A 25,769-nucleotide genomic window follows, 5' to 3' on the forward strand; every position below is an offset into this window, starting at 1 on the left:
TATTGACTATTCAGACTTTTTGCCATGGACGATCTTGCCATAACTTTAATATTTCATCCAACATAAGCTCATGGGTAAACGCCGTGTAGTCCAGCAGGACGCTCGACAAAAGGACATCTATTACGCCATTCTGTACCGCTAACAGCTCAAGCCACTCTTCAGACTTACGCACAACAGACCATGTTTGTCTGGATGCCTCATCATCACCAACAATCAGTAATATTCTTTCAATGTTAAGAACAGACAACTCCTTAATGTTCACTGTGCCCTGCTCCCAATAAATTTCAATTCCTTCGGGACCTTCCATTTGCATATCAACGTAAAAAACGGAAGCAATGCTCCTTGGACCTAACAATTGCAACTCTTCGCCATAAAATTTGAGTACAACTAGCTTGTCTTTTCGTATGAAATCCGCAAGCTGATTCTTTATGACCGTTGCTTTCTGTTCATATCTTTGAAGCCATACCTCTGCAATATCAGACCTGTCCAAAAAGCTTGCAACATATCTCAAATGCTCTCTCCAATCCCCTTTTTCCCACGGAAGGTCACACACAGGAGCAATGGATTGAAGCTGACTTTGCAAAACCTCAGACTCCGTCCCAATCGTAATAATATAATCAGGCTTAACTAATCGAAGCTGTTCCAGCCAGGTGATCTCACTCTCAGCGAGTGGCATAACTTTGTCCGTTTCATATTTACGTCTGTAATAATATGTCCATGGATGACTTGCCGGCGCGGCACATGGAATGATCTGCAATGCAAGCAGTATACCAATGCTCAAAGAATGAACCGCAGCAATTTTTTGTTTGCTATTACGTATAAACGCTGCCGGTGGAACGCCGGAGATTTGCTTGAATTTACGCCGGAAATACGTCTCATCCTGATACCCCATGTACGATGCCACATCCTTGAGTCGATAACTGTGATCATTTCTCATTAAGATCTGGGCTTGTTTAATTCGATATAGCGTTAAATAGTCGACTGGACTGTAGCCATACCTTTTCTTGAATAAACGCATGAAATGTCGAGGGCTCAATCGTGCCACATTTGCTAATTCCTCAATAGTTAATCTCTTGGAATAATTCTGCTCCATGTAGCCTTTAACATGTTCAATTGGTGAAGCCAGATCCGTCTTTTCGGCATAGGCCACGTCGTAAAACATGGTATACAACAGTTCCTGAAAACGAATCTGACCATAGTACCTTTGCAAGCCATCCTTCTTCATTGTGTGGTGGTAAATCATCTGACAGATCACGCCAACAGCAACGGGCGAAGATGAGCTGACCTCGCCATTCACTTCATTACGTAAAAGTTGCTTCATCATATTAAGGGCGGTTCCAGCATCCTGCTCCGGTGCGTACGTGACTTCAAAACTCATGTGATACATACCTCGTTCATCTAACGAATGCACATTTGCCTCAACCAGCTGCCCCGGAAAGCCTACATACAGTCCGCCCGCTTTCAATTCAATGAAACTTCCATCTATCTTCAACCATCCTTGCCCACTGGCTACAAATAATAACATGTATGTTTCAATGAAGTGTTTCCTCAGAAGCCACGCAGGATCACTCGTATAATTCACGTGAAGGAGCCTAAAGTTCATATGATCCAGGTGATCCAAATGCTTTAAATTTATTTCGTTGTTGTCCATCTGCATTGATCTCCTTCCAGCCATGAACGATTGTATTGATTTGATTCTTCAAAAATATAACATACCACAATAAGGATTAAAAAAAACACTCCGGCTATTCTCTAACCTGTCTTCAATGAATAAGATGCACTCATTATTGAAGGATCAGGCTATAGAACTCCAGAGTGTTATAAGTTTATATGTGTTCAGACGCTTCACAGGCGTCCAAGGAGATTATCACAAAAATCTGTATTGAGCTTCTATTAATCCATTATACACACCTTGTTTTTGGATAAGCTGCTCATGGTTGCCCTCTTCTTTAATTTCACCATGATCCAGGACAATAATGTTATCTGCATTCCGGATGGTGGAGAGACGGTGAGCGACCATAAAGGACGTTCTTCCCTGCAAAAGCACCTTCAGCGCTTCCTGGATTTTAAGCTCTGTCTCCGTATCAATACTGGCTGTAGCTTCATCCAGAATCAGTATGCGTGGATCAGCAAGTAGCGCACGGGCAAAGGATAATAATTGCCTTTGTCCCATGGATAATACGTTCCCGCGTTCCTCTACTTCAGTATCATATCCGCCAGGCAACTTCATGATGAACTCATGTGCATTGACTGCTTTGGCTGCGTCCTCCACCTCTTCATTCGTTGCATCCAGTCGTCCAAATCGAATATTGTCACGAATCGTACCCGAGAAGATGAAGGTATCCTGTAATACAATGCTGATCTGGCTGCGTAAACTCTCTACCGTTACATCCCGCACATCCTGTCCGTCAATGGTGAGACGTCCGCCGGATATATCATAGAAACGACTGATCAGATTGATGATCGTACTTTTACCTGAGCCCGTATGACCAACAAGTGCAATTGATTGTCCCGCAGCCGCCGAGAAGCTGATTCCTTTCAGCGCCTGTCTGCCCTTCTCGTATTCGAACACCACATTTTCGAATGCAATATCTCCTTTAATAGAAGGAAGTGGCTTGGCACCTGGTTTATCCGCAATACTTGGTTTTTCATCCATGAATTCGAAGATGCGCTCCGATGATGCCATCGCAACCAGCAACTGATTGTACATCTGTCCCAAACGGTTGATTGGGTCCCAGAAGTTGCCGACATAGTTGGCAAAAGCAACAAGTAATCCCACGGTCAACTGATCCTGTTGAATCAGATAAGCACCAAACCAGAAGAGGATTAATGTACCGAATCCGCCTGTGATCTCAATCAGTGGTCCGAAGCCCTGGTTCATCGCTGATGCTCTATCCCATGACTTTTTGCTGGACAAATTCATGTTGTCAAAATACTTCATATTCTCTTTTTCCTGTGTATAAGCCTGAGTCACTCGAATCCCCTGAATGGATTCATTCAAGTGGGAGTTAATACGAGAGTTTTTCATTCGAACATCCTGCCAGGCACGACGGATCAGCACTCGCAGTTTGGTCGAGATGATAAACATGATTGGCACCGTAATGATTACGGCAAGACCCAGTTTCCAGTTAATCAACAGCAAGATTACAATGATCCCGAGCAGCTGCACGCAGTCGATCATGACGTTAACTGCACCGTTAGTGAATAGATCCTGAAGGGAGTTAATATCATTCGTCACACGCACCAGAACGGAACCTGCCGGTCTTTTGTCAAAAAAGTTAAAGGACAGCTTCTGGATATGCTTGAACAGATCCGAGCGAAGATCGTAGATAACGCGCTGTCCAATAATGTTCGTCAATTTGATCCGGTACGTATTGGCTGCCCATTGAATGAGATACAACACAAATATGGAGCCTGCGATAAGATAAAGCATGGTCATACTTGGCAGCCCTGTTGCCGGTGCGATGGCCCGGTCAATCGCCAGACTGATCAGAAAAGGTACGGATAATTTCGTAATGGTACCGAGAATCATCATTAGAATAACGAGTGGCAACAGTTGTTTCGCATAAGGTTTCATGTATGCAAATAAACGTCCGAATTCTTTCCAGTTAAACGGTTTTTCAATAATTTCATCATCCTGATACACAAATCGTTCATTCAGTTTCTTCTCAGAGGCCCCTTTGGCCTCGCGCCTGTCTGCTATCGTTTCGGCACTCATGAATTCACCTGCTCCCCAGCCTCCCGCTTACCGCGGGCAATATAATCTGCGTATTGAATTTTATAAACATCCTGGTATGGTCCAGGTACTTCAATAAGTTCGGTATGTTTGCCACGTTGTACCACGCGACCTTCATCCAGCACCAGAATCTCATCTGCATGTCTTAGTGAAGATATCCGGTGTGCAATAATAAATGTAGTTCTACCGCGCATTACTTCCTGGAAACCGGATTGAATCTCATGTTCCGTCTCCATATCCACGGCGCTGGTTGCATCATCGAGTACCAGGATTTTCGGATTTTTCAGCAAAGCCCTTGCGATCGCAATCCGCTGTTTCTGTCCACCCGATAATCCCATGCCGCGTTCACCAACCACCGTGTCATATCCGTCCGGGAACTCCATAATGAAGTCATGAGCCTTGGCCAGCTTGGCTGCACGGATAATCTCATCCATGGTGACATTCTTAAGTCCGTAGGAAATATTATTGCGAATGCTGGATGAGAACAGGAATGTTTCCTGGAAAACAGAAGCGATCTGACTCCGCAAACTGCGAATGCCTATATCTTTAATGTTTTTGCCATCCAGCTTGATCGTACCCGAGTTGACGTTATATGCACGCATCAGAAGCTGAATGATGGTCGATTTACCTGACCCTGTCCCCCCGAGGAAACCGATTACAGAACCGGGTGCAGCATCAAAATTAATATCGGTTACCGCTGGCATTTTGTTGCCGTAGGCAAAGGTAACGGATTCAAATGTCACATGACCATTCACTTGGTCTGCTTCCACAATGACCGGATCTTGCGTTTCTTCCACATCCACTGGCGTATTGAGCAGTTCGAGCACCCGTTCACCTGAAGCTTTGGATTGCGTATAGTTGTTGATATGGAACCCCAGATTCCACATTGGACCGATTATGTACCAGATCAAACTGAAAAAGGCAACGAGTTCACCAAGTGTCAGCGTATTCTGTATAACCATTCTTCCACCGATCACCAGCAACAGCACGATGCTCACCGAAGCAAGAATCTCCATGATCGGAAAATAACGACTCCACAATGTTGCGGCATGAATCTGATTCGTCTTGTAACGCTCATTACGTGTGGAGAATTTCTCCACTTCATAAGGCTCACGTGCAAAGGATTTTACCGTACGCACGCCAGTAATATTCTCCTGTACCGCTGTTGTCAGTGAACTGAGCGCCAGCCGCATCTCCTGAAACGCAGGGTGAATTTTGGATTCGAATCTCAGCGCAACGAAGGCAAGTAATGGGATGCATATGAGCGTGAACAGTGTAAGCTGCCAACTCATGGTCATCATCATGATTGCGCCGAATACGACCATCAAAACCATGTTGAGAATCTGGGCGAAACCAAATCCGATAAAGTTACGGATGGCTTCTAAATCTCCCGTGAGGCGGGACATCAGATCACCTGTCTTGGCCGTATCATAATAACGGAAGGATAAAAATTGAAGCTTTTCATAACATGCGTTACGAAGTCTGTACGCCAGGAAGTTACCCAAGCGTCCTCCAAAAAAGCCATGCAAGAACTGCATTCCTGCTTTTAAAATCACTACACCTAACACAGTCAAGGCAATTATGGGAACGTCTTCAAAAGTGCGCGGAACAATAACATCATCAATCAATATTCTCAGCATGTACGGATACACCAACCCAAGTGCGGTCGCTAAGGCGAGGAACAAGATTGATACAAATAAATACGTTCGCTTTTCCCAAAAAAAGATTTGCAGTTGCCTAAGAACATCCATGTTTCTCCTCCTCTTATGTCGTTCAAAAATACTATGAACATTTATGAAGTTTATCACCGTACCCCATTCGCGGCAAAGCGAATAACAGACCATATTCTGCCTGCTTTCAGCTTATTGACGCATTAACGAAGGTAAATACCCACCTTTCAATCAAATGTTTGAATATTCTCTTTATTTCAGGTTGTTCGTACCAAAAAAAGGCTCCCTATATGCCTTTTCGGCAGGGGCCTTTTTGAGGTTAGTTTCGCAACATTTTCAATGTGTTGCTGTATCCATCATTTCTTTTTACAAAGACTTCCAGAGAATACGCGTTATACCGTGATTTTAACGGTGTTCAATCTGTTCCAGTTGATTAGACAAGCTGGTCCATTGCTCCGCCGGAATTCCGCTCTCCAGTGTATCTTGAATTCCGCTCACCGCCTCGTCCAGACGTTCTTCCAACTGACGGGATTGGTGTTGCAAGGATTGACATAGCTGGTTGTCATAAAACTGAATCAGTTTGTCTTGCGCAGCAGGAAGAACTTCAATGATCATCTGTTTGAGGACAGGATCAAGTGCCTCCTGTAACCGCTGACGCCCATCCCCTTCGAAGAATTGTTTCGGATTGCGGAAATAATTCAAATAGCTTTTCCATCCAGACGGTTCTTCCAGACGGACTTCTTCAAGCACAGGTGTACTCCAGCGTTCGGTCAGTGGCAGTGACACATCCACGCCACCTGATAACTGTCTCACCTCATCTATACAATCCGTAACTTGCTTCGTCAGCCAAGTCTGACCTGCCTGTTCAAGTCTGAGGGTAGTAGCGAGCAGTTCCTGCTCCAGTTCAATGGCAATCATGCGCAACAGTTCACGTCCACAGGCTGCAAAAGCCGTCTTCAGATTGCCCCGATCCTCCCGAAGTACGGATGGATGGAATGCTTCTGCCATGAATAGGCCAAGGCGGTAGGCAAGTCGCTGCCGCACATGGAAGAGTAGTTCTGCTGTTTCCTGTGACAGTTCTTCCTTCATGGATCGTGCTGCAAGTTGCTGTATGCGCTGGCGTGATTGTCCCTGGATAGTCTCCAGTTCATTCCGCCGCTGCTGCAATGCTTCCTCTCCCTGAGCCGCATCCTCCGCGCGTTTCTTCAGCCGCTGAATGACACGTGCCATCTCTTCTGAAGCTCCGCCTACGGCAAGATCGGCTAATTCTCTGCCTGCAAATTGGTTGAACTCTTCCTCAAAACGGATAAAACCGGATTGCTCAAGCAGCTTCGAATCGCCTGCCATCTTGCCTTCCATCGCCAGTATGCTGGATACCGGGAAGAGTCGTGGTGCCCGAATTCCGTTACTGCGCAGTTGGGTACTCACATGATCGAGAACCTGCTCCAATTCTTCTTCAGAGGAAGCCAGGTCGCTGGCATTCACAACAAAGAACATCTGATCCATGGCAGAACTATCCTTGACCCGTCCCAACTGATTCAGGAACTGGCGATCTCCTTGTGAGAAAGCATGGTTATAATATGTTACAAAAATGAGGGCATCCGCATTCTTCATATAATTGAAGGTTACACCCGTATGACGAGCATTCACGGAGTCCGCTCCTGGTGTGTCGACCAGCACAATGCCCTGTTCTGTTACATCGCAACTGTAGTAGAGATCGATACTGTCTACAAAGCAGGACTTCTTCTCGTTTGCGACAAAATTACGGTAACCATCCAGATCCACCAGTACATCCTGACCTAGCTGGTCCGCTGTTTCTTCCCAGCCGGCTGCCGCAGCCTGTAAAAAGCTGTAATGCGGGCGCCCCGCCGGATGCACATCCTGTGGCGAGAGGGATTTCACTCGCTTCTGCCACTCGGTTCCAGGTTCACCCAGTCCAAGTAAACGGAAGGAATAGGCGAGATCTTCCTGGAAGGCGTCCCGGGTCTTCATGCGGACCCGGGCTGTTCCATGCTCCGCGCCCCCGGCAGGAGCCATGATCCGGTTAATCGCCGCTGTTGTTGGATGCGGCGAGACGGGTAGTACAGCTTCGCCCAGCAACGCGTTGGCGAAGGAGGATTTGCCAGCGCTGAACGCTCCGAACAGCGCGAGTGTGAACGTGCCGCCCGCAAGCGAAGCCGCGCGTGCACGCAGATCCCGTACCGCCGACCCCATGGCGGGGTACGGCTCTACCAGCGCAGCAGCGGCTTCGAGCCGTGCCGCTGCTGCGTCCAGGCGTCGGCGGCGTTCAGCGCCAGCCGCCGCCGTTGGCCCTGGCACCGCCGCCGCGACTGCGCGCTGCGCTGGCGGTGCCTCTGACGTCTGTGGCTGCACAGCCACAGACGCTGACGTGCCCGCATGCGAACCGGGAGCTTCGCCCGGTTCAGGCACCGCGGGCACGTGCGGGCCCTTCCCCTCCGGCAACAGCCCGGAGGGGAGGGGGCCCGCATCGGGCAGCAGGCTGCGCAGCCCTGCTGCCTCTGCGGCGGCGCTGCGCTGGAGCGCCGTGTAGCGCGCCGCCGCCGCGGATTGCGCCAGCAGCGCTGCGCGGCTGGCGTCCAGCGCCTGGAGCGCGGCTTCGCCTCGCGCAGCCAGCGCTTCCAGCATGCGGTCGGCCAGCATCATGGCCGACCTGCGATAGCGGGTCTCAATCTCGCCCCGCACATCTTTGCTGAATTGAATCACATACTCGGGAGATACCTCTGCACTGGCACTGCGTTTCATCTCCAATAGTGCTTCATCCACAGCAGGAAGCTCCGTATTGAGCGCCTGCTCCCACTCCGCTCCCCATATCTGATGGGATTCACCCAGCTGCCTAAGCATCGTACGAATATGTACTTCCACTTGTCCGGAAGCCTGATCCTGTAATAACCGCACCAGTTCAGAAGCACGGCGTTGTTTCTCCTGCTCGGTTTTGCCGCCTGAGAACAATAAACCTACCCTGAAACCCGGTTTGCGGCTCTCCAAATAGGCAGCAGCCGACGTACGAATATCCGCAGGAGTAAGATTTGCATTCGCCAGAAGAGGCTCAAGCTCTGCCCGGAATTTCTCACGCACTCGCGAAGGCCCGGTACGAATGTCTTCTGCTTGTTGATCGAGAAGCTCCAGCTCCCGTTCCAAGCGTTCAATCCCTTCCTTGCCACCAATCTCATCCAGCAGAGAATGTTCTTCATCCTCACGTTTCTCCGCTTCTCTCGTCAGGTGTTGCTCCGTTACATGACTGGCCGAACTTGCCAAACTGTGCGTAATTAACGCTTCCTTCTCTTGCATCATGTGTCCAATGAGTTCCGGTAGCATATCCCACTGGTTGTAGCGATGCTGCTTGTCGCGGAGGGAAGTAAACAACAGTCCGTCATATCTCACTTCCCAGGCTGCAAATATAGCTTCGACCCCTTCGGTATATTGTTCAAAAGAAAGCTCACGTTCCCGATGCTTATCGATCTGGTTTACGATCAAAAACAAGGGTTTGCCCCAATCCGACAGACTCTTGGCAAATGAAAGGTTCGTCTCGGACTGGACATGATTATAGTCCATGACATAGAAAACCACATCCGCCAGATGGAGCGCGGAATGGGTCGCAAGACTGTGCCCCCGATCTGTAGAATCCACACCGGGTGTATCCAGCAGAACAGCATCATCTTTCAGCAGGGGAATATCATCCCATACCTCAATGGAGCTGTACGCTCCCCCATTTTTGCAATACGCCTCCAATTCCTCTGGAGAAACTTCAAGTGTTCCTGCTCCATTGTCAGCGCTTACGTTTGGCGTAGTATAAATAAGCGCTCTTGGCTTACCATTACGTATGGATACCACATTCGCACTTGTTGGCACGGGACTTGAAGGCAGCACCCGCTTACCGCACAAACTGTTGATGAGACTCGATTTGCCTGCAGAGAAATGACCACAGAACGCAATCGTCAGATGTTTCATTTCCGCCTTGCTGATTAAATCCGTTAAAGCCTGTACAGCCGTATGGTCCCCTGTCTGCTCCATCGCTTCACGCAGCGGAAGCAGAGGTTTGGCCATTTCTTTTGGGTAATCTGTTCTGGACATGACTGGCCTTCCCCCTGGCTCCTCTAATTTGACATCCGTTTCGATGTCTATCTCTTTTACAACATTTATTTTAACATTATCAAGTTTGAATTTGAACGATTGGAATGGAATATACATGAACTATCCTATATATACAAAATACAGATATAAGAAAAACGTCTATCAACGTATTTTCACAGAAGACAGAACGCGTTTAGCGGTTGCTTTTCTTGCAATTATCGAATTGTTCAGCTGCGTTAAGAACATATAAATCTATAATTTAAAAAAGATAAAACCGAACAAGTCGGCTTTATCTTTCATACTATACTCGGTATTTAGCATACTGTTTACTCTTTAATACAACAGAACCAATAGCTTAATCAATTCTTAGGAAACTGCGTTCTCCATGGAAGGAAGCAAGATTTCAAATACTTGTCCATGTTGCAGAATTGTGATGTCTCTGCCTTTGTCTCTCATAACCACAACTTCTGGTTTAACGGACATACGCTCCAGATAATGTTCAGGCACATCGCCAGAATGGCTTACTGTGATGCCTTCTACTTCTTTTTCTTCATTCTCAGCCATTTCCTGTTCAACGATTTGTTCAAAAATATCGGAGAAAGCCTCAAAATTGTCAGTGTACACGGAAATGCATTTCATGATTATTCATCCTTTTCTGCTCATTAATTTATTTTTCGTTTTCGGGTGATGACACGTTCCTTATCTTTCCTGATTTGGGACGTTTTCATACGTTTTTTCCCTTCCCTGCATATGTCCAGCAATGGACAGATATGACACGCAGGGTTCTGTGCCTTGCAATGGTAGCGTCCAAAAAATATAAATCGGTGGTGAGTTAAAGTCCACTCATCCCGAGGTACGCGCTTCATTAGTTTCTTTTCGACTTCAAGTACGGAGTCATCCCACCCTGCAAGCGCCAGCCGCTTCGATACACGTTCAACATGAGTATCTACCGCAATTGCCGGTACTCCAAACGCATTGGAAACAACTACATTCGCGGTTTTCCGCCCGACACCTGGTAGCGTCACAAGCTGATCATGTTCCTGCGGTACATCACCGCCATACTGCTCTATTAGAATTCGGCACATGTTCTGAATATGCTTGGCCTTGTTCCGGTACAGACCGATTCGCCGAATATCCTGTTCCAGCTCTTCGAGAGGAACTGCCAGATAATCTGCTGGGCTTCTGTACTTCTGGAACAAATCTGCGGTTACCTTGTTCACCGTTTCATCGGTACACTGGGCAGACAAAAGGACAGCTACCGTCAATTCAAATGCATTGCTGTGATTTAATTCGCAATGTGCATCAGGAAACATTGCTTCCATAGTTTCGAGTATATGCCTAACCGTTGCTGCATTCATGAAGAGCTACCTCCCACAAAATGACTCCACTCTGCGGAGCCTTACTTCGAAGCTTCATCCGAGTACTTTGCGGGGACCTCAAAAAGCTTGCAAAAAAAACGTCTTGATGCGGGAAAGATCCCGTATCAAGACGGTCATTCTTTTGATCCTCGAAAAGAAACGATTACTGTTTTTGAATCTCCATAATCACATTGTTCAGGAGATACAATACAATATTATCATTATCTCTGAGAGATTGCACGCTTAAAGTATTGTCACCCTGGTGAACAAATACACTTGAGCCGAGTGCAAAACGATAGTTTGTGTCTGCTGTCGTTTCCCGTTTAACCAAAATCTGGTTACCCACGCCATCATAAGACCAGAATTGTTTACTCATGACAGTCAGCACTCTGAAACGTGTGGAATTATCCGTATCTTTTGTCATTTCCACACGATCCCCGACCGTAAGACTAGTCAGTGAAGTTAATGTGGAGCCCGATTTTACGACTTTAACCGAACCGCTAACAGGCACAGTTTCAGTCTGGCCGTTAAACTGCTTGAGTGTTACGGATGAAGCATCCACCGCTGTAACTTCAGCCAGCGTACGCTTCACAACTTGAACCGCTTTTGGCGTAGCTCCTTCAAACGTTACATTAATCAGGTTGCCTGCTGTCAGCTGTGAAGGCGTGATCGTCTGACCACTCTCTCCTGTCAGTACCGCTTGATCCACGTAGAACTGACTTGTCAACAGATCGGATTTTACTCGAATACGACTATTTGCTTCCAAGGCAACCACTTCGAATTGAGCCACGGTGTTCAGTGCAACCTTCTGTACTACATCCTGATTTGCTCCAAGCGTTATGGTAACTTTGTCACCAATCTTCAAATCTCCCAGACCTGCGCCGGATTTGTTATACATCTCAACTGTAGGAACTGTTGAATAAGGCACTGTAATCGTCTGATTACCGGACAACAAACTGATTTTCTTGCCAGAAGTATCAATGTTGCTGATCGTACCTTCGTACTTATAAATCACTTTAACGGACAATGCACGTGTTCCCACATATGTCAGATCCAATTTGCGACCATCGTTTAAGAGTGACTCCAGACCAGACAATGTAGGTTTGGTCGTATTGTAATCCAGCTTAGTCTTCTCATCCAATGTAAATACAAACGGTTTTTTGTTGTTGTCCAACACGGTAAGTACCTTTGTTTTACTATTGTAAGATACAACCGTTACCCCGTTCATAGGTTCCATCTGTCGTCCAATGACCTGAATACGCGTTACCTGGTCATCAGAGTTTAATGTCAATTCCACCTGATCCCCGTTCGTTGCATCCGTGATGAGATCATTCAGCGTTGCATCCTGAATGCCATTGATAATGACTTCCGGCTTTTCAGTCAGCAGTTTTGCCTCCAGTGAACCTCCTTCACGTTTGAACGTTAACGTGGATTGGTTACCACCGATCTCAACCAGTGTTCCGCGTACAGATTGCTCTACACCTTGAGATAATACGATCGTTTGCAGAACACTGTCCTTAACGGTGTATTTCACGGCACTTCCGGCTTTGAGATCAGCCACTGACAGGATACGGTTCTGATATGTGATAAGCAGATTGTCATTGTATGCAAACTGCTCGGTAGCACCCGCTGCATTGACAAGTTTAATGGTTTTGCCTGAAGTAGATACTTCAGCTACTACGCCATTGTCACTCTTGTTCACAATGCCGGATTTCACACGAATAGCGACTGTTTTTTTGTCAGCCGAGAATGTCTCACGCTGTACTTCGATGACGCTGTCTGCCGTAATATCGGACAGTTTGATTGCATTACCATTCTGATCGATGAATGCAGTTCCCTCATCATAACTGTACGTTTCGTAATTTTCGCCCACAAAGATACCAATCTTGTTGCCAGACAATGAACGTGCAAATGTACCTTCAACGCTTTCCACCTGTGGTGTAGCATCAACCACTTCCACATAGGAAGCCCCACCTGCCGAACCCACAACCATAACTTTTGTATATAGTTTCACATCTGTGGATGAAGCACGCGTCTCACTGTCTTTCGTAAAGTAAGGCGTACTGCTGTTCACTGCGAAGTTAACGGCTTTGCCGTCCACTACCAGCGTGATCTGCCCATCTTTCAATCCAGTTACATAACCTGTGGATGTGTTCGGGTACGCTGTATCCGTCAACGATTCGCCACGGCTGAAGAAGGTAGCGAGTTGAGCACGGGTTACGGAACCAGTTGGATTGAATTTGTTCCCTTCTACACCTTTGGCCAGATCCAGGCTAACAGCCAGATTGACATAACCTTTACCACTTTCAGAGATATCTGCATTATCAGCAAATCCGGTAGATTGATTGTTTTGCGCCTTCGCTTCAGCATCCTTGTCCAATGAGCGGATTAACAATTTCGTAATCCATTCCCGTGAAGCCGGCTTTTGCCCCCATGATGTCTTGGATACATCCACCGTTGATTCTTCCGTCTTGTCAATCAGTCCCAGTTGAAGTGCCAGCGCGACATATGGCTTGAAATAATTTCCCACTTCCATGTTTGTCGGTAATGCCGCAGCCGAGTCGGTCTTCAACTGGCCCTCTTGATTCATAAAACGGATTGCCATCGTTACAGCTTCTTGCTGTGTTACCGCGTCTCCTGGACGGAACAGGCCGTTATTACCGAGAAGAATGCCTTGATATGCCAGTTTGTACACATGTTTCTCGGCCCAGTATCCGACCTTGATGTCACTGAACAAACCAGTTGGTGCAGCCGTATTCGTTACCGCAGCAGTCTGACCCTGCCCCGTTTCTGTTGATTCTGCTGCCATGGCAGCTCCGCCGGCGCTAAGGGCCATCATGCCTGCAAGCACGGCTGATACTACTTTTTTAGAGTGTGATGGATTGTTATATTTAAAAGTCACCTATGATTCCCCTCTCTCATGTAAAACGACCCATATTCCGTAGATTCACGGTACAACAGCATGCTGTACAGCCTATTCGGATCTTGTCATTGGATGTTCAAGATCCACATGGCCCATCAGACTCTCGGTCTGCTGACCATCCACCAGTAAATCAAGTGATTTTACTTCATCAAACTGGAAGAAAGTTTGTTTTAGAGCATCCAACGCATAAGACTCTCCACCTGCTCCAAGACGTGCCGTATCTGGCATGTGAATATCCAGCGTAAGAGCTCCATCCTTGAACTGAACAGACTTCAATTCAATGTCCTTAGACCACAGCGGGACAAGTTTAGCATCTTTGCTCTGTTGCAGTGATTCAAAGGCAGCCTTATATTTGGCATCATCCGATGCGTATGAAATCTCTGCCGAAGCTTTGTGCAACTCCAGTTCTTCTTCATCCGTATAGAATACAGTGATCGTTTTCTTTTCATTACTTTCGGAAGTTGTTGGCGTGTCCGTAGACGTTTCGCTTGGCGGAGTAGTTGTAGTCGTTTCCTCCGAACTGCCTTCCGTGGATTCTGTTGGTGTTGTGTTCTCTTCTGGTTCAGCAGTTACCGGTTCGGTAATTGTTTCGCCTTCAACCTCGGTCACATTGTTTTCAGTTTCTGCGCCTTGCGTCTGATTCGGAGCAGCTGTTGGCTTGCTTCCACATCCAGCAGCTACTGCCATAACCGTTACCAGCAAGGCTGCAATCCATATTTTCTTGTTCATTCTAACTCCGCCTCCTCAACATAAGGGCTTGTCCCTTATTTAATTCCCAGATACTCCTTGATTCCTGCAACAATACCTTTGGCAACACTGTTCTGGAAACTCTCCGTGAACAGGGCTGCTTCGTCGCTCTTATTGCTAAGGAATCCACCTTCCAGCAGAACTGCTGGCATTGTCGTTTCACGGGTAACATGGAGACTTGCCGTTTTCACTCCACGATCTTTCAGTCCGGATGACTGCAAAAGATACTTGTGCATCACTGTAGCAAGTGCTTTGCTGTTGGAGCGTGTGTAGAATGTCTCTACACCGTTCGCAGCAGTAGGGCCACTGTTAGCATGAATGGAGATGAAGATATCCGCTTTTATGTCTTGTGCAATCTTCACACGTTCTTTCAATGCCAAAAAGGTATCATCGCTGCGCGTTAACACAACGTCAATTTTGGATTCTTTTTTCAACAAGGCTTCCACTTTCAGAGCCATTGCCAGATTGAAGTCTTTTTCACGTTTACCAGTTACACCGATTGCCCCAGGATCATGATCTCCGTGACCTGCATCGATAACGACAACTTTTTTGCCATTATTCCCAACGGGAGGAGCAGGTGTACCACTTTGATTGTCGAGGTTAATCATGATCAGTCCGGAATCATTTTGCACACTGTACCCTTTCGAACTGGACAGATCGATCACAAAACGAACTGTGGATGGACTGTTGCTGTATAACGAGTAACGAATCTTAGACACATCCGGATAGCCGCTAACGACGAGTTGTCCATTCTGGTTGCTGTCTAGAGCCTGTCCTTCACTGAATGAATCAGCAAATGCGGTATTCGGCAAGTCTATAACGATTCGATCTGGTCCTGTCATCGTGAAGACGTTCGGCTTCGTACTTCCGCTTGTTGCTATCATGAGGCGGTTGTCGCTGAAGCTGATGCCGTTCACCAGTACAAGACCTTCCTGATCCGATCCTCCGCCTTCATTGCCAGAGTTCGGAGGTGTGGTTGTCCCGTTTCCGGAACCTGAATTCTGGGTAACTAATGTTACCGTCTTCGTGGTATTGTTCCAACCCACCTTAAGACCCATTTCCTCACCAATAAATCGGAGAGGTACGAGCGTAGTACCATTTTTAACGAGTGGCGGGGCATCCAGGTTTACGTTACTGCCGTTCACCGTTGCCGTCTTCTGTCCAACAATCATCTGCATGGCAGTGTTGTCTTTGCTGATAGTCACCGTTTGCGTTTGCTGCTTCCACTCCACGCTATATCCAAGATTTTCGGACACAACCCGGATCGGAACCATCACCTTGCTGTTGATAATTTCCGCTTTTGCATCCGATGGCTGTACGATTTCTTTTCCGTCTAGGATAATTTTCGTGTCTGTTGCTGCGTGACTATAGCCCGGGAATACGAGCCCAAAGACAAATAACAGTACCAAAAAACCGAACTTCTTCATCCTTCACCCCTACCATTCTCATATTTTTTTGCCGCATGTTGTCATTTTTCAACTCCGACTGACCGTTTGGGCATTACCAGACACCTATTAGACGCCCCTCGCTCTCAAAAGTTGCGAATATATTCCAACATAACAGAAAAAAAACGTTGTCAGATCAAGCTTTTTTTACATTTTAATGTCTTATTTTTTCCTTATTTATCAAATATACATCTCTAAACAACGTACTACCCTAACCTTCATATTTGCGCACAATTCACTTTACAGTCCCAAAAATTCAACAATTCCGTCCACAATCGCCTGTGCACATTTGTCCTGGTATTCTTCTGTGAGCATGACTGCTTCATCTGACGGGTTACTTAAGAAACCTAATTCAAGTAACACAGCAGGCATGGTTGTTTCACGGGTCACATGTAGGCTAGCCGTTTTAACCCCACGATCCTTGAGCCCTGTTATCGGCAAGACATATTTGTGAAGAGTATCAGCCAAAGTCTTGCTTTCCTTGCGACTGTATAGCGTTTCAACGCCGTTAGGTACGGGTGTTGTGAATTTGTTTCCATGAATGGACACAAAAACATCTGCCTTATTCAATTCAGCAATATCCACTCGCTGTTTGAGTGAAAGCTCTGTATCATCCTGGCGTGTAATGACCGTTTGAATATTTTGGTATTGTTGAAGGATCGCCTGTACCTTCAGCCCTACAGCCAGATTGAAATCCTTCTCATAAGCTCCTGACAAACTTACTGCACCAGATTGACGACCACCATGTCCTGGATCAATGACCACAATGGTTTTGCCATCATTCGTAGGTAATGCCGGTTGGCTTGTAGGTTCTCCACTCGTGGCTGTCAGGTCAACGAGCAAGACATTGTTATCTCCAACAGACCATTTGGCTGTAGCCGACTGACTCAGATCCAGAACGACACGCACGGTAGAAGGCGATTTACTGAACATGGCATACCTGACTTTGGAAACTAATGATGAATCCGTAACGAGAATCTGTCCACTGCCATCCGCGTTAGAGGCTTGTCCCTGAATGAATTCCTGAGAGAAAGTGGCTGAAGGCAGATCAACTATAATACGGTCTGGCCCGCCTATACTGGATACTTTGGGACTGATATTCCCGTTTGTTGCTACAATCAACCGATCTCCGCTGAAGCTGATCCCTTGAAGCTCTGTCAGACCATCCGGGACAGGAGCCTCGACGGGGTCACTGTCACCTTCCGTTCCGACTACGGGAGGAATACTAAATAGGCTTACTGTCTTGGTTCCATTGTCCCAACCAACACGCAGACCCATGCCTTCCCCAACAAAGCGTAACGGAACAAGCGTCGTTCCCTGTTTGATCAGTGGAGGCGAATCCAGATTCACCACGTTTCCATTCACTGTAGCTGCATCTTTCCCAGCCGTCATTTGAATTGTGCTGTTTCCTTTTTGAACCTGGACTGACTGAGTTGCCTTCTCCCACTTCACCTTATAACCCAGATTCTCCGATACAATTCGAATCGGAACCATGACCGTCTTTCCGATATTTTCGGCAGGTGCTCCCGTCTGCTGGTTAATGGTTACACCGTCGAGTACAATCGAGGGAGTGGTGTCTGCATGGGCCATGACTGGAAATAAACATAGGAACAGAAGAAAAACGACTGCTGCCGACCATTTTTTCATACCTCATCCACCATTCTTTTTGTCTTTTGAACATCCGACCTGATTCTCTGCAGCGTAACATCAATGGCGCTATGTAACCTTCCATAATCTACTAATCAGTTTATCAGATATTGTCCCTTCATCCGGTTACAACGTTGTCATATTCGGTCGGAAATAAGATAAAAAAGCAGATCACATTTAAGAACATCATCTCTTTTACATGAATGTGTATCGATTTCGTATCAGTGATGTCATAAATTGATGAAATTCCATCTATTAATGTAACTTCAGAATATACATATATCGGAACAGGCAGTATTACAAAAAAACTGATTCAGAGAACGGAAGAATGACAGGGAGTATCTGATGAAGTATTCCACCAAGAAGGATCAGGACTTCTATGTATAGCTGACTTATTAAGCTAATTTAGCTTCTGAAATTACAAAAAAAAGCTTCTGTCTCATCCATAGGAACAAGGTTCCTATGGCGAGGCAGAAGCTTTCTGCTGTACGCTAATTTAGCGATTAACCGAACAGTTTTGCCGCATGGCGTTGCTCATACGCAGCGATTTCGTCATCATGTTGAAGAGTGAGACCGATATCGTCCAGTCCTTGCAAAAGGAATTGACGACGATGCTCATCCAGATCAAAATCGATATGCAATCCGTATGCATCAGTAATCGTTTTGTTCTCCAGATTTACATTCATCTCATAGCCTTCATGTGTAGCTGTACGTTGGAACAAGTCTTCAACTTGCTCTTCTGACAACTTAATTGGCAAGATTCCGTTCTTAAAGCAGTTATTATAGAAGATATCTGCAAAAGATGGAGCGATGACACAACGGAATCCATAGTCCATAATTGCCCATGGCGCATGCTCACGGGAAGATCCACAGCCAAAGTTGGCGCGTGAAATCAGGATGGATGCCCCTTCATAACGAGGTTTATTCATTTCGAAGGAAGCATTATTGTTGCCCTCTTCATCAAAACGCCATTCATAGAACAAAAATTGTCCAAATCCGGTACGTTCAATCCGTTTCAGAAACTGTTTCGGTATGATTGCGTCTGTATCTACATTGACCCGGTCTACCGGTGCAACGATGCCTTGTAATGTTTTGAATTCTTCCATATTAAACGTTCTCCCTTCTGTCTGTTATAGATTAGATCGCTGCTTCTGTTTTGAAATTCCAGTCCCGTACGTCCACAAAGTGACCCTTAACCGCTGCTGCTGCTGCCATTGCCGGAGATACCAAGTGCGTACGTCCTCCGCGTCCTTGGCGTCCTTCAAAGTTACGGTTGGACGTCGAAGCACAACGTTGTCCTGGCTTCAATACATCCGGGTTCATCGCCAGACACATACTGCATCCCGCATCACGCCATTCAAATCCAGCTTCCGTAAAGATTTTATCCAAACCTTCTTGTTCTGCTTGGATTTTAACTCGTCCTGAACCTGGTACAACAATTGCTGTAACCTGACTGGATACCGTGTGACCTTTAGCCACTTTTGCAGCTGCACGCAGATCTTCGATCCGACCATTGGTGCAAGAACCGATAAATACATAATCAATTGGAATCTCGGCGATTGGTGTTCCCGGTTCAAGTCCCATATATTCAAGCGCTTTTTCAGCCGCTTTGCGTTCGTTTTCTGTAGGCAATTCAGCCGGAACAGGAACTTTCGAAGAAATGTCGGTTCCCATACCTGGGCTTGTTCCCCAAGTTACTTGCGGAATCAATGTTTCCACATCGATTTCAACCACATGGTCGAACTCCGCACCTTCATCGGTTACAAGCTGTTTCCATCCTGCTACAGCTTCATCAAACTTCGCACCCGCTGGTACGTATTCACGTCCACGCAGATATTCAAATGTTGTTTCATCCGGAGCGATCAATCCTGCTCTTGCTCCACCTTCGATGGACATGTTGCAGACCGTCATACGCTCTTCCATGCTCAACTCACGGATGGATTCGCCTGTGTACTCAATAACATAACCTGTTGCAAAATCTGTACCATATTTGGCGATGACTGCGAGGATCATATCCTTCGCGGTAACACCCGGGTTACGTTTGCCGACAAAACGAACTTCCATTGTTTTAGCTTTCGCTTGTTGCAAACATTGAGTCGCCATAACGTGCTCAACTTCACTTGTTCCGATTCCGAATGCCAGTGCGCCAAACGCACCGTGTGTGGATGTATGACTGTCACCACATACAATCGTTTTACCCGGGTGAGTCAGACCCAGTTCAGGTCCCATAACGTGTACAACGCCTTGATCAACCGTGTCCAGATCATACAACTTCACGCCGAAATCACGGCAGTTTTGCGATAGTGTATCAATTTGTTGCTTGGAGATTGGATCTGTAATGTTGAAGCGGTCTTTGGTTGGAACGTTGTGGTCCATTGTTGCAAATGTTAACTCAGGGCGACGAACTTTACGTCCACTCAGACGAAGTCCTTCAAATGCCTGCGGAGAAGTTACTTCGTGCACCAGATGCAGATCGATATACAGAATGCTTGGTTTGCCTTCTTCTTGATGAATTACGTGATTTTCCCAAATTTTCTCAAACATCGTTTTTTTACTCATCATTTTCACCTCATCATAAGTTCGGTCCTTGGAAGAGCCTCTGTTTTTCTTTAAAAAGTGAAGCTCTTGAATGACATAAATATATCACCCCGTCCTTCATTGTTCCAAGATATAATATCTATAGATGTAATAGGTTTAACCTATAATAAGAGAATGACAAATAAACCACTGCTCACAGCTGAGGTCTCAATTGATAACAATTATCATTATCATATATGTCTTATAGTACGTTCCCGCTTCTTCGCTGTCAATGTTTTTATACAAAATAAAGAAGCCGCCTCCTGATTTTAGAGTTTACCGGTAGTTTCGGCAAAGAGAATGATTTCTTTATCTGTAGTGATATAATGGTGGCATAACGAAAGGAATGACCAATGACGATGGAATTCAGACAACTTCAATATACGCTGCAAATTGCGGCCGAACGCAATTTCTCCAGAGCAGCAGAAAAACTGCATATTGCCCAACCTTCATTAAGCCAGCAATTATCCAAATTGGAAAAAGAATTGGGAGTACTGCTGTTTCAGCGTAATACAAGCACCGTAGAGTTAACCCATGCGGGTGTTACTTTTGTGGAGCAAGCCCAGAAGATCGTAGATGCCATGGAGTTATTACGTCAGGAAATGTCAGACATCTCACAGCTTCGCAAAGGTAAAGTCGTTGTGGGCAGCATGCCCATCACTGGCTCACACCTGCTCCCCCACGTGCTTCCTGCGTTCCAACAAGCGTATCCCGAGATTGAAGTCACCTTGTTGGAAGACTCCGGGCTTACGCTTGAGAAATTGACAGCAAGCGGCAAAGCTGATCTGAGCCTGTTATCTCTTCCTTTACAAGAACCAAGCTTGTCTTATGTAACTATTGGCGAAGAACGGATTGATCTGGCGGTTCCCCCGAATCACCCTCTGGCACGCAGGGCAGATCCGGAAAATCCGCTTCCTGTGCGCATTGAAGAGCTTCGCGATGAACCATTTGTTGTATTGAAAAAAGGACAGGGTTTCCGCAAACTTACATTTGATCTCTGTGAGCAGGCCGGTTTTGATCCCCAAGTTGTGTTCGAGAGCACAAATATTGAAACCGTTCAGTCACTGGTCGCCACAGGGATGGGCATTACACTGGTTCCACGCTTCATTGCCCGTGCGCCGCGCAGTGAATTCGTACCTGTGTACGTACCGCTTGCTGAGCCAACTCCCAGCAGAACACTTGTTGTGGCTTACCGTCAAGGAAGAGTACTGTCGAAGGCAGCCGAAGCATTCATCCATACGTTTCAACAAACGGTGGCCGAATTGTCCAAGGGAGACTAAGGAATTTCTCCTATAGGTATGGTGACATATATACAGAACCAAAACAAAGGCTTGACCCTAATGGGCCAAGCCTTTGTCATATACTCGTTTCCCGCATCCGCAGGATAGAGTTCTTACATCGCGATCACAGTAACTGGTTAGAGTACAATGTTGCTTGTTAAGTTGTTTAGCTTTCATGCTAATTTATAATGTTAATGTAGAAACGTACATAAGAAAACTTCATGTGTGGCGGTTTATTTTCGCAAATTACGATCGCTTGTCAGCCTGTTTTGCTGATTCATGATACGGCCTTCGTCCTGAACAGTTGAATCAGGCGGTGATAGCCCTCCTGCTCCATTCTCTAAGAATGCCCTTAAGTGATCTTCCCTTGTGTTATCCTGTTCCAGTCTCCTGAGCGTATCTTTCACATGGTTGTCCATTGATTGATCATCTCCTTGGTAACGGGATAGTTATCATTACCCGCGCCCTGGAAGAATAAACACTTTATCTAAAGAATTTTATTTCAATTTTTATTTTTCGCCAAAATAAACGCCAGGTCGACGGTCTTCAAACACGGGAATACGCCCGCGAACCTCATCTACCAGGGAGGGGCGAATGATTCCCGTCACGATCTCTTCCCCTTCGCCACCTTCAGCCACAATCTCACCCCAAGGATCAATGATGAGGGAATGTCCGAAAAACTCGGTGTCTCCCCCTTTTCCCACACGGTTACAGGCGATCACATACATCTGATTCTCAATCGCTCGTGCCGTAAGCAATGTACGCCAATGGTGCAGACGAGGGTTCGGCCATTCGGCCGGTACAATCAATGCCTTGGCACCATTTAAAGCAAGGGTGCGGGCAAGTTCCGGAAACCGGATGTCGTAACAGATCGAAGCACCCGCTGTAAGACCGTTCTGCAATTCAAAAATTTCAGGTTCCGCACCAGGCTCTAAATATTTCTCCTCGTCCATCAGACGGAACAAATGTAATTTATCGTACCGAGTGAGCTGTTTTCCTTCACGGTCATACGCGTACATTGTATTGTATATTTGACCATCCCGTTTCTCGGCAATTGAACCGCCAACGATGGAAATTTGATGTTTTTGAGCAAAAGCAGACAGCCATTCCCGAGATTTCTGGCCTTCCGGGTCAGCGAGTTCATGAATTTGAGTCAAAGCGTATCCGGTATTCCACATCTCAGGCAGCACAGCCAGCCCCAGATCCGGATACTGTTCTACCGCACGCTCAAGCAACGCCTGCATATGTTTATGATTGGCCTCAGGGTCTCCGAGTTGAATATCGCCCTGAATCAGGGCTACACGCATTTCTCCCTGTTGTTTTTCTGTCATGACAAGCACTCCTCTGAACCGTAATACCTGCTATCATAGCTTGATCCTCTTGAGTACCGCAAGCCTGTTTTTGTTATGAACTTGTACACAACAACTCAGGCAGCAAGATCAGCAATCGATCGATCGTGAGCGCATCACCCACATTCCAAGTCGACTCCTCCACAGCGTACACCCGTCCATTCTGCACAGCCGAAAGGTTCTTCCAACTGGGACTTTTCATCAGCATCTCTGTAGCCTCCCGGGCTACAATTTCCTCAGGCAGCATGACAAATACATGATCTCCCGCATACTGACGTACCGCTTCAGCCGAAATTTCCTTATAGGCTCTGCCCGCCGCAAGTGCTTCCTTCACTTTGGTAACCGGCCTAAATCCTCTCGGATGATATAATAGTGGCGCAAGCCCGATATTGCCCATAACAAATAATCGTGCACCCCGATGGTATGTAAATACGGATGCCGTTTCCCCTGCTTCAATCGCTGTATGGATCTTCGCCCACATCTGCTCAGTACGCTCCCCATAGGAGGTTAGCCATTGTTCAGCCTGAGATTGTCTGCCAAACCAATTGCCCAAACTGCGCATTCGCTCGTCCAACATGGCATGTGAGTTATAAGCGAGTGTTGGTGCAATGCGAGAAAGTTGTTCATATTGCTGTTCGTTGTTGCTATCAAAGATAATCAAATCCGGCTTCATGATAACAGCTGCTTCCACATTAACCGGAGCAACCGCGTCATAGGTCTGTTCTCCCAATATCTGAATGCCCAACATAAGCAGATCTCCAGCTGAATCTCCGTAAAACATAATTCGCTCCGGGTTTACTGGAATATTCACATCATGACCCAACCAATCTTGTACCAACGTTTGCTGCTGAATAGATCTGTCATATTGACGAGGAGACAATCCGGTCATTTGGCGAAAACGCCTGCTGAAATAATACTCATCCTTAAACCCAACGCGGCTCGCTATATCCCGAAGCGGTTCATCCGATTTGCGAAGCCATTCCTTGGCATGTTTGATACGTACATGATTCACATAATCAAGCGGCTTGTGACCCGTGAGTTGTCTGAACAGGGTCGTATACTGTGCTGGTCTGATCTCCGCGAGACGTGCCAGTTTCTGTACAGTGATTTCTTCAGCATAATGGTCGTCTACATACTGAATCGTACTGTGTAGTCTGGCTTCCATACTCTGTACCGTCTTCGGAGAGGTGTACCGGGTAATGATCATCTCCATCCATTTTTGGAACTGTGCATTCAGATGACTGTATTCGGCATCTGTTTTATAATCCCGAATGACATACATCTGTTCCAACAGCCCACTTAATGGAGCATAGGGATAACCATTCAATTGGTTTCTGTGCTCAAATACAGGGCGGGTATAGAGCTCCGGATCACCCGTTAACACATGAATAACATCAAAAGCCATCACGAAATATTTCAATTCCGAGTCACTGCGATGTTCAATCTGGTAGCCCTCTCCCGGAGAAAGTGGATAAACACATCCCGTAGTAAACGAAAACTGTTCATGTCCTATATATAAACGCCCATCCCCTTCTTCGCAGATCAGGAAGGCATGTTTCTCGCAAGCAACTTCCAGCATCACCTGTTCAGGTGGTTCAATTCGTCGTACCAGATGATCCAGCCGAAACATGAATGCTGAAAAGAACAACGCTCCCCCATCGGCATCCAAAGCCTGCATGTCGGTTCACCTCGTTTTTTCTAAAATGAGAATAATTATCAATCATTCTATATGGTCTGATTATAAGCGAGCGATGGTCAATAATCCAGATATGAGTTTATTCGGCAAAAAAGAGCGTTCAACGAAAGGTTGAAGGCTCCTTTTACTTTTTAATCAACATTACTTAAAGGTATTACTGGTGCCTTACTGGCTCATCATCAATTATTGGATCATCTGTTTAGGCAGCTCTTGTAACAGCCACTCCCTGGAAAGGGCATCACTTGAAGCTTTTACGATATCAAAACGATATACTTTTCCCTCTTTTACAGCAGGTAGGTTCTTCCAGATTGAACTATCCAGCAATTCTTTGGTGGATTGCTTTGCATCGTCGGTCACAGGATCTAGAATAAATATCCGATCACCTGCAATTTCATATAATTTTTCGGTCGAAATTTCTACAAATCCCATGTCTTGATCTAATACTTTCTGAATTTCTGCGGTTGGCTTCAGCCCGTCTTTTCCATATAACAACTGTGGCAATCCTGCACCCGCCATGACAAACAGACGATTCCCGGGATACATGGTGAATACTGAAGCTGTCTCCCCTTCTTTCAATCCGTTCTCATGAAGTTGCTTCCACATCTCTTCTGTTGCTTGTTGATGCTTTGTAATCCAATCCTCCGCTTCTTGCTTCTTGTTCAACAAGTCGCCAAGGATACGCAACCGATCTTCTATTGACCCGAACGAATCAAAGGTAACCGTAGGTGCAACCTTCGCGATCTGATCGTATTGTGCCTCATCACTGTTGGAGAAAATGATCAGATCGGGATTCAAGGCTAGCGCCTTTTCCACACTAATCGGAAATCCTACATCTTCTGCCTGAGCAACCTGATCATCGTATACGGTTCCCTCCTGATGCAGTATGCCTACAGGAACAACACCTAGCGCGAGCAGGTCCCCGGTAACTTCTCCATGATAGATGACTCGCTTCGGATCTACAGGAACCTCAACCTCATGGCCAGTCCAATCTTTGAATACCCGGGTCTCACCCTCATTCGTTGTCTCTTCCGTTGCAGTTTGTTCCTGATTGGTTGTCTTTCCTTCAGCCTGAGTTTCTGTGGCTGCTTTGGAATCTTCTGCACCAGCAGCAGGTGTTGCACCCTGATTTCCACAAGCCAGCAGCAGAACGGATAACCACGTAATCGTAAATAATACTGCCGTATTTCGTATGCCTTTTTTCATTTTTATTTCTCCCCCTATATCATGTGCATGGTGCAATATAATTTAA

17 protein-coding genes are annotated in these 25,769 nt (G+C 46.3%); 1 reads left to right on the plus strand and 16 read right to left on the minus strand.

The window, feature by feature from the left end; genetic code table 11:
- Positions 1 to 10: 10 nt before the first annotated feature.
- The 12 genes from NKT06_RS19810 to leuC form a co-directional block, all read right to left on the minus strand.
- The gene (locus NKT06_RS19810; protein WP_253438425.1) at positions 11 to 1,651 is read right to left on the minus strand and encodes an AraC family transcriptional regulator; all 1,641 of its coding nucleotides are present in this window, start codon (positions 1,649 to 1,651) and stop codon (positions 11 to 13) included.
- A gap of 216 nt (positions 1,652 to 1,867) precedes the next feature.
- Positions 1,868 to 3,718, minus strand: a complete 1,851-nt coding sequence (locus tag NKT06_RS19815) for an ABC transporter ATP-binding protein (protein WP_124116258.1) — start codon at positions 3,716 to 3,718, stop codon at positions 1,868 to 1,870.
- The gene (locus NKT06_RS19820) at positions 3,715 to 5,487 is read right to left on the minus strand and encodes an ABC transporter ATP-binding protein (protein WP_253438429.1); all 1,773 of its coding nucleotides are present in this window, start codon (positions 5,485 to 5,487) and stop codon (positions 3,715 to 3,717) included. The genes NKT06_RS19815 and NKT06_RS19820 overlap by 4 nt, the downstream gene beginning before the upstream one ends.
- Before the next feature lie 324 nt (positions 5,488 to 5,811).
- The gene (locus NKT06_RS19825; protein WP_253438433.1) at positions 5,812 to 9,498 is read right to left on the minus strand and encodes a dynamin family protein; all 3,687 of its coding nucleotides are present in this window, start codon (positions 9,496 to 9,498) and stop codon (positions 5,812 to 5,814) included.
- Positions 9,499 to 9,864: 366 nt separating this feature from the next.
- The gene (locus tag NKT06_RS19830; RefSeq protein ID WP_017687779.1) at positions 9,865 to 10,137 is read right to left on the minus strand and encodes a hypothetical protein; all 273 of its coding nucleotides are present in this window, start codon (positions 10,135 to 10,137) and stop codon (positions 9,865 to 9,867) included.
- A gap of 23 nt (positions 10,138 to 10,160) precedes the next feature.
- Positions 10,161 to 10,856 carry an endonuclease III gene (gene nth, locus NKT06_RS19835; RefSeq protein ID WP_253438436.1) on the minus strand — a complete coding sequence of 232 codons (696 nt, stop codon included), beginning with the start codon at positions 10,854 to 10,856 and terminating at the stop codon, positions 10,161 to 10,163.
- 163 nt (positions 10,857 to 11,019) lie between these two features.
- Positions 11,020 to 13,758: an S-layer homology domain-containing protein gene (locus NKT06_RS19840; protein WP_253438439.1), complete on the minus strand. Its 2,739-nt coding sequence runs from the start codon at positions 13,756 to 13,758 to the stop codon at positions 11,020 to 11,022.
- A 72-nt stretch (positions 13,759 to 13,830) separates the two neighbouring features.
- On the minus strand, positions 13,831 to 14,508 hold the full coding sequence (locus NKT06_RS19845; protein WP_253438443.1) for a GerMN domain-containing protein: 678 nt from the start codon (positions 14,506 to 14,508) through the stop codon (positions 13,831 to 13,833).
- Positions 14,509 to 14,543: 35 nt separating this feature from the next.
- Positions 14,544 to 15,953, minus strand: a complete 1,410-nt coding sequence (locus tag NKT06_RS19850; RefSeq protein ID WP_253438446.1) for an N-acetylmuramoyl-L-alanine amidase family protein — start codon at positions 15,951 to 15,953, stop codon at positions 14,544 to 14,546.
- 258 nt (positions 15,954 to 16,211) lie between these two features.
- On the minus strand, positions 16,212 to 17,618 hold the full coding sequence (locus NKT06_RS19855) for an N-acetylmuramoyl-L-alanine amidase family protein (RefSeq protein ID WP_253438449.1): 1,407 nt from the start codon (positions 17,616 to 17,618) through the stop codon (positions 16,212 to 16,214).
- Positions 17,619 to 18,121: 503 nt separating this feature from the next.
- Positions 18,122 to 18,724, minus strand: coding sequence for a 3-isopropylmalate dehydratase small subunit (gene leuD / locus NKT06_RS19860; RefSeq protein WP_091028995.1), 603 nt, complete (start codon positions 18,722 to 18,724; stop codon positions 18,122 to 18,124).
- 31 nt (positions 18,725 to 18,755) lie between these two features.
- Positions 18,756 to 20,177, minus strand: a complete 1,422-nt coding sequence (leuC, locus tag NKT06_RS19865; protein ID WP_253442662.1) for a 3-isopropylmalate dehydratase large subunit — start codon at positions 20,175 to 20,177, stop codon at positions 18,756 to 18,758.
- 377 nt (positions 20,178 to 20,554) lie between these two features.
- Between leuC and NKT06_RS19870 the strand changes: the two genes are divergently transcribed.
- The gene (locus NKT06_RS19870; RefSeq protein ID WP_253438452.1) at positions 20,555 to 21,475 is read left to right on the plus strand and encodes a LysR family transcriptional regulator; all 921 of its coding nucleotides are present in this window, start codon (positions 20,555 to 20,557) and stop codon (positions 21,473 to 21,475) included.
- A 233-nt stretch (positions 21,476 to 21,708) separates the two neighbouring features.
- Here NKT06_RS19870 and NKT06_RS19875 read toward each other — a convergent pair whose 3' ends face one another.
- The 4 genes from NKT06_RS19875 to NKT06_RS19890 form a co-directional block, all read right to left on the minus strand.
- Positions 21,709 to 21,894 (minus strand): hypothetical protein, encoded by a 186-nt coding sequence (locus tag NKT06_RS19875; RefSeq protein WP_253438455.1) that lies wholly within the window; start codon positions 21,892 to 21,894, stop codon positions 21,709 to 21,711.
- 90 nt (positions 21,895 to 21,984) lie between these two features.
- The gene (locus tag NKT06_RS19880; RefSeq protein WP_253438457.1) at positions 21,985 to 22,806 is read right to left on the minus strand and encodes a carbon-nitrogen family hydrolase; all 822 of its coding nucleotides are present in this window, start codon (positions 22,804 to 22,806) and stop codon (positions 21,985 to 21,987) included.
- 73 nt (positions 22,807 to 22,879) lie between these two features.
- Complete coding sequence (locus NKT06_RS19885; protein WP_253438460.1) at positions 22,880 to 24,502, minus strand: ABC transporter substrate-binding protein; 1,623 nt, start codon at positions 24,500 to 24,502, stop codon at positions 22,880 to 22,882.
- Between the two features lie 201 nt (positions 24,503 to 24,703).
- Positions 24,704 to 25,723 carry an ABC transporter substrate-binding protein gene (locus tag NKT06_RS19890; protein WP_253438463.1) on the minus strand — a complete coding sequence of 340 codons (1,020 nt, stop codon included), beginning with the start codon at positions 25,721 to 25,723 and terminating at the stop codon, positions 24,704 to 24,706.
- Between the last annotated feature and the right edge of the window lie 46 nt (positions 25,724 to 25,769).

This window comes from Paenibacillus sp. 1781tsa1 (genome assembly GCF_024159265.1).
Classification (GTDB): Bacteria; Bacillota; Bacilli; order Paenibacillales; family Paenibacillaceae; genus Paenibacillus.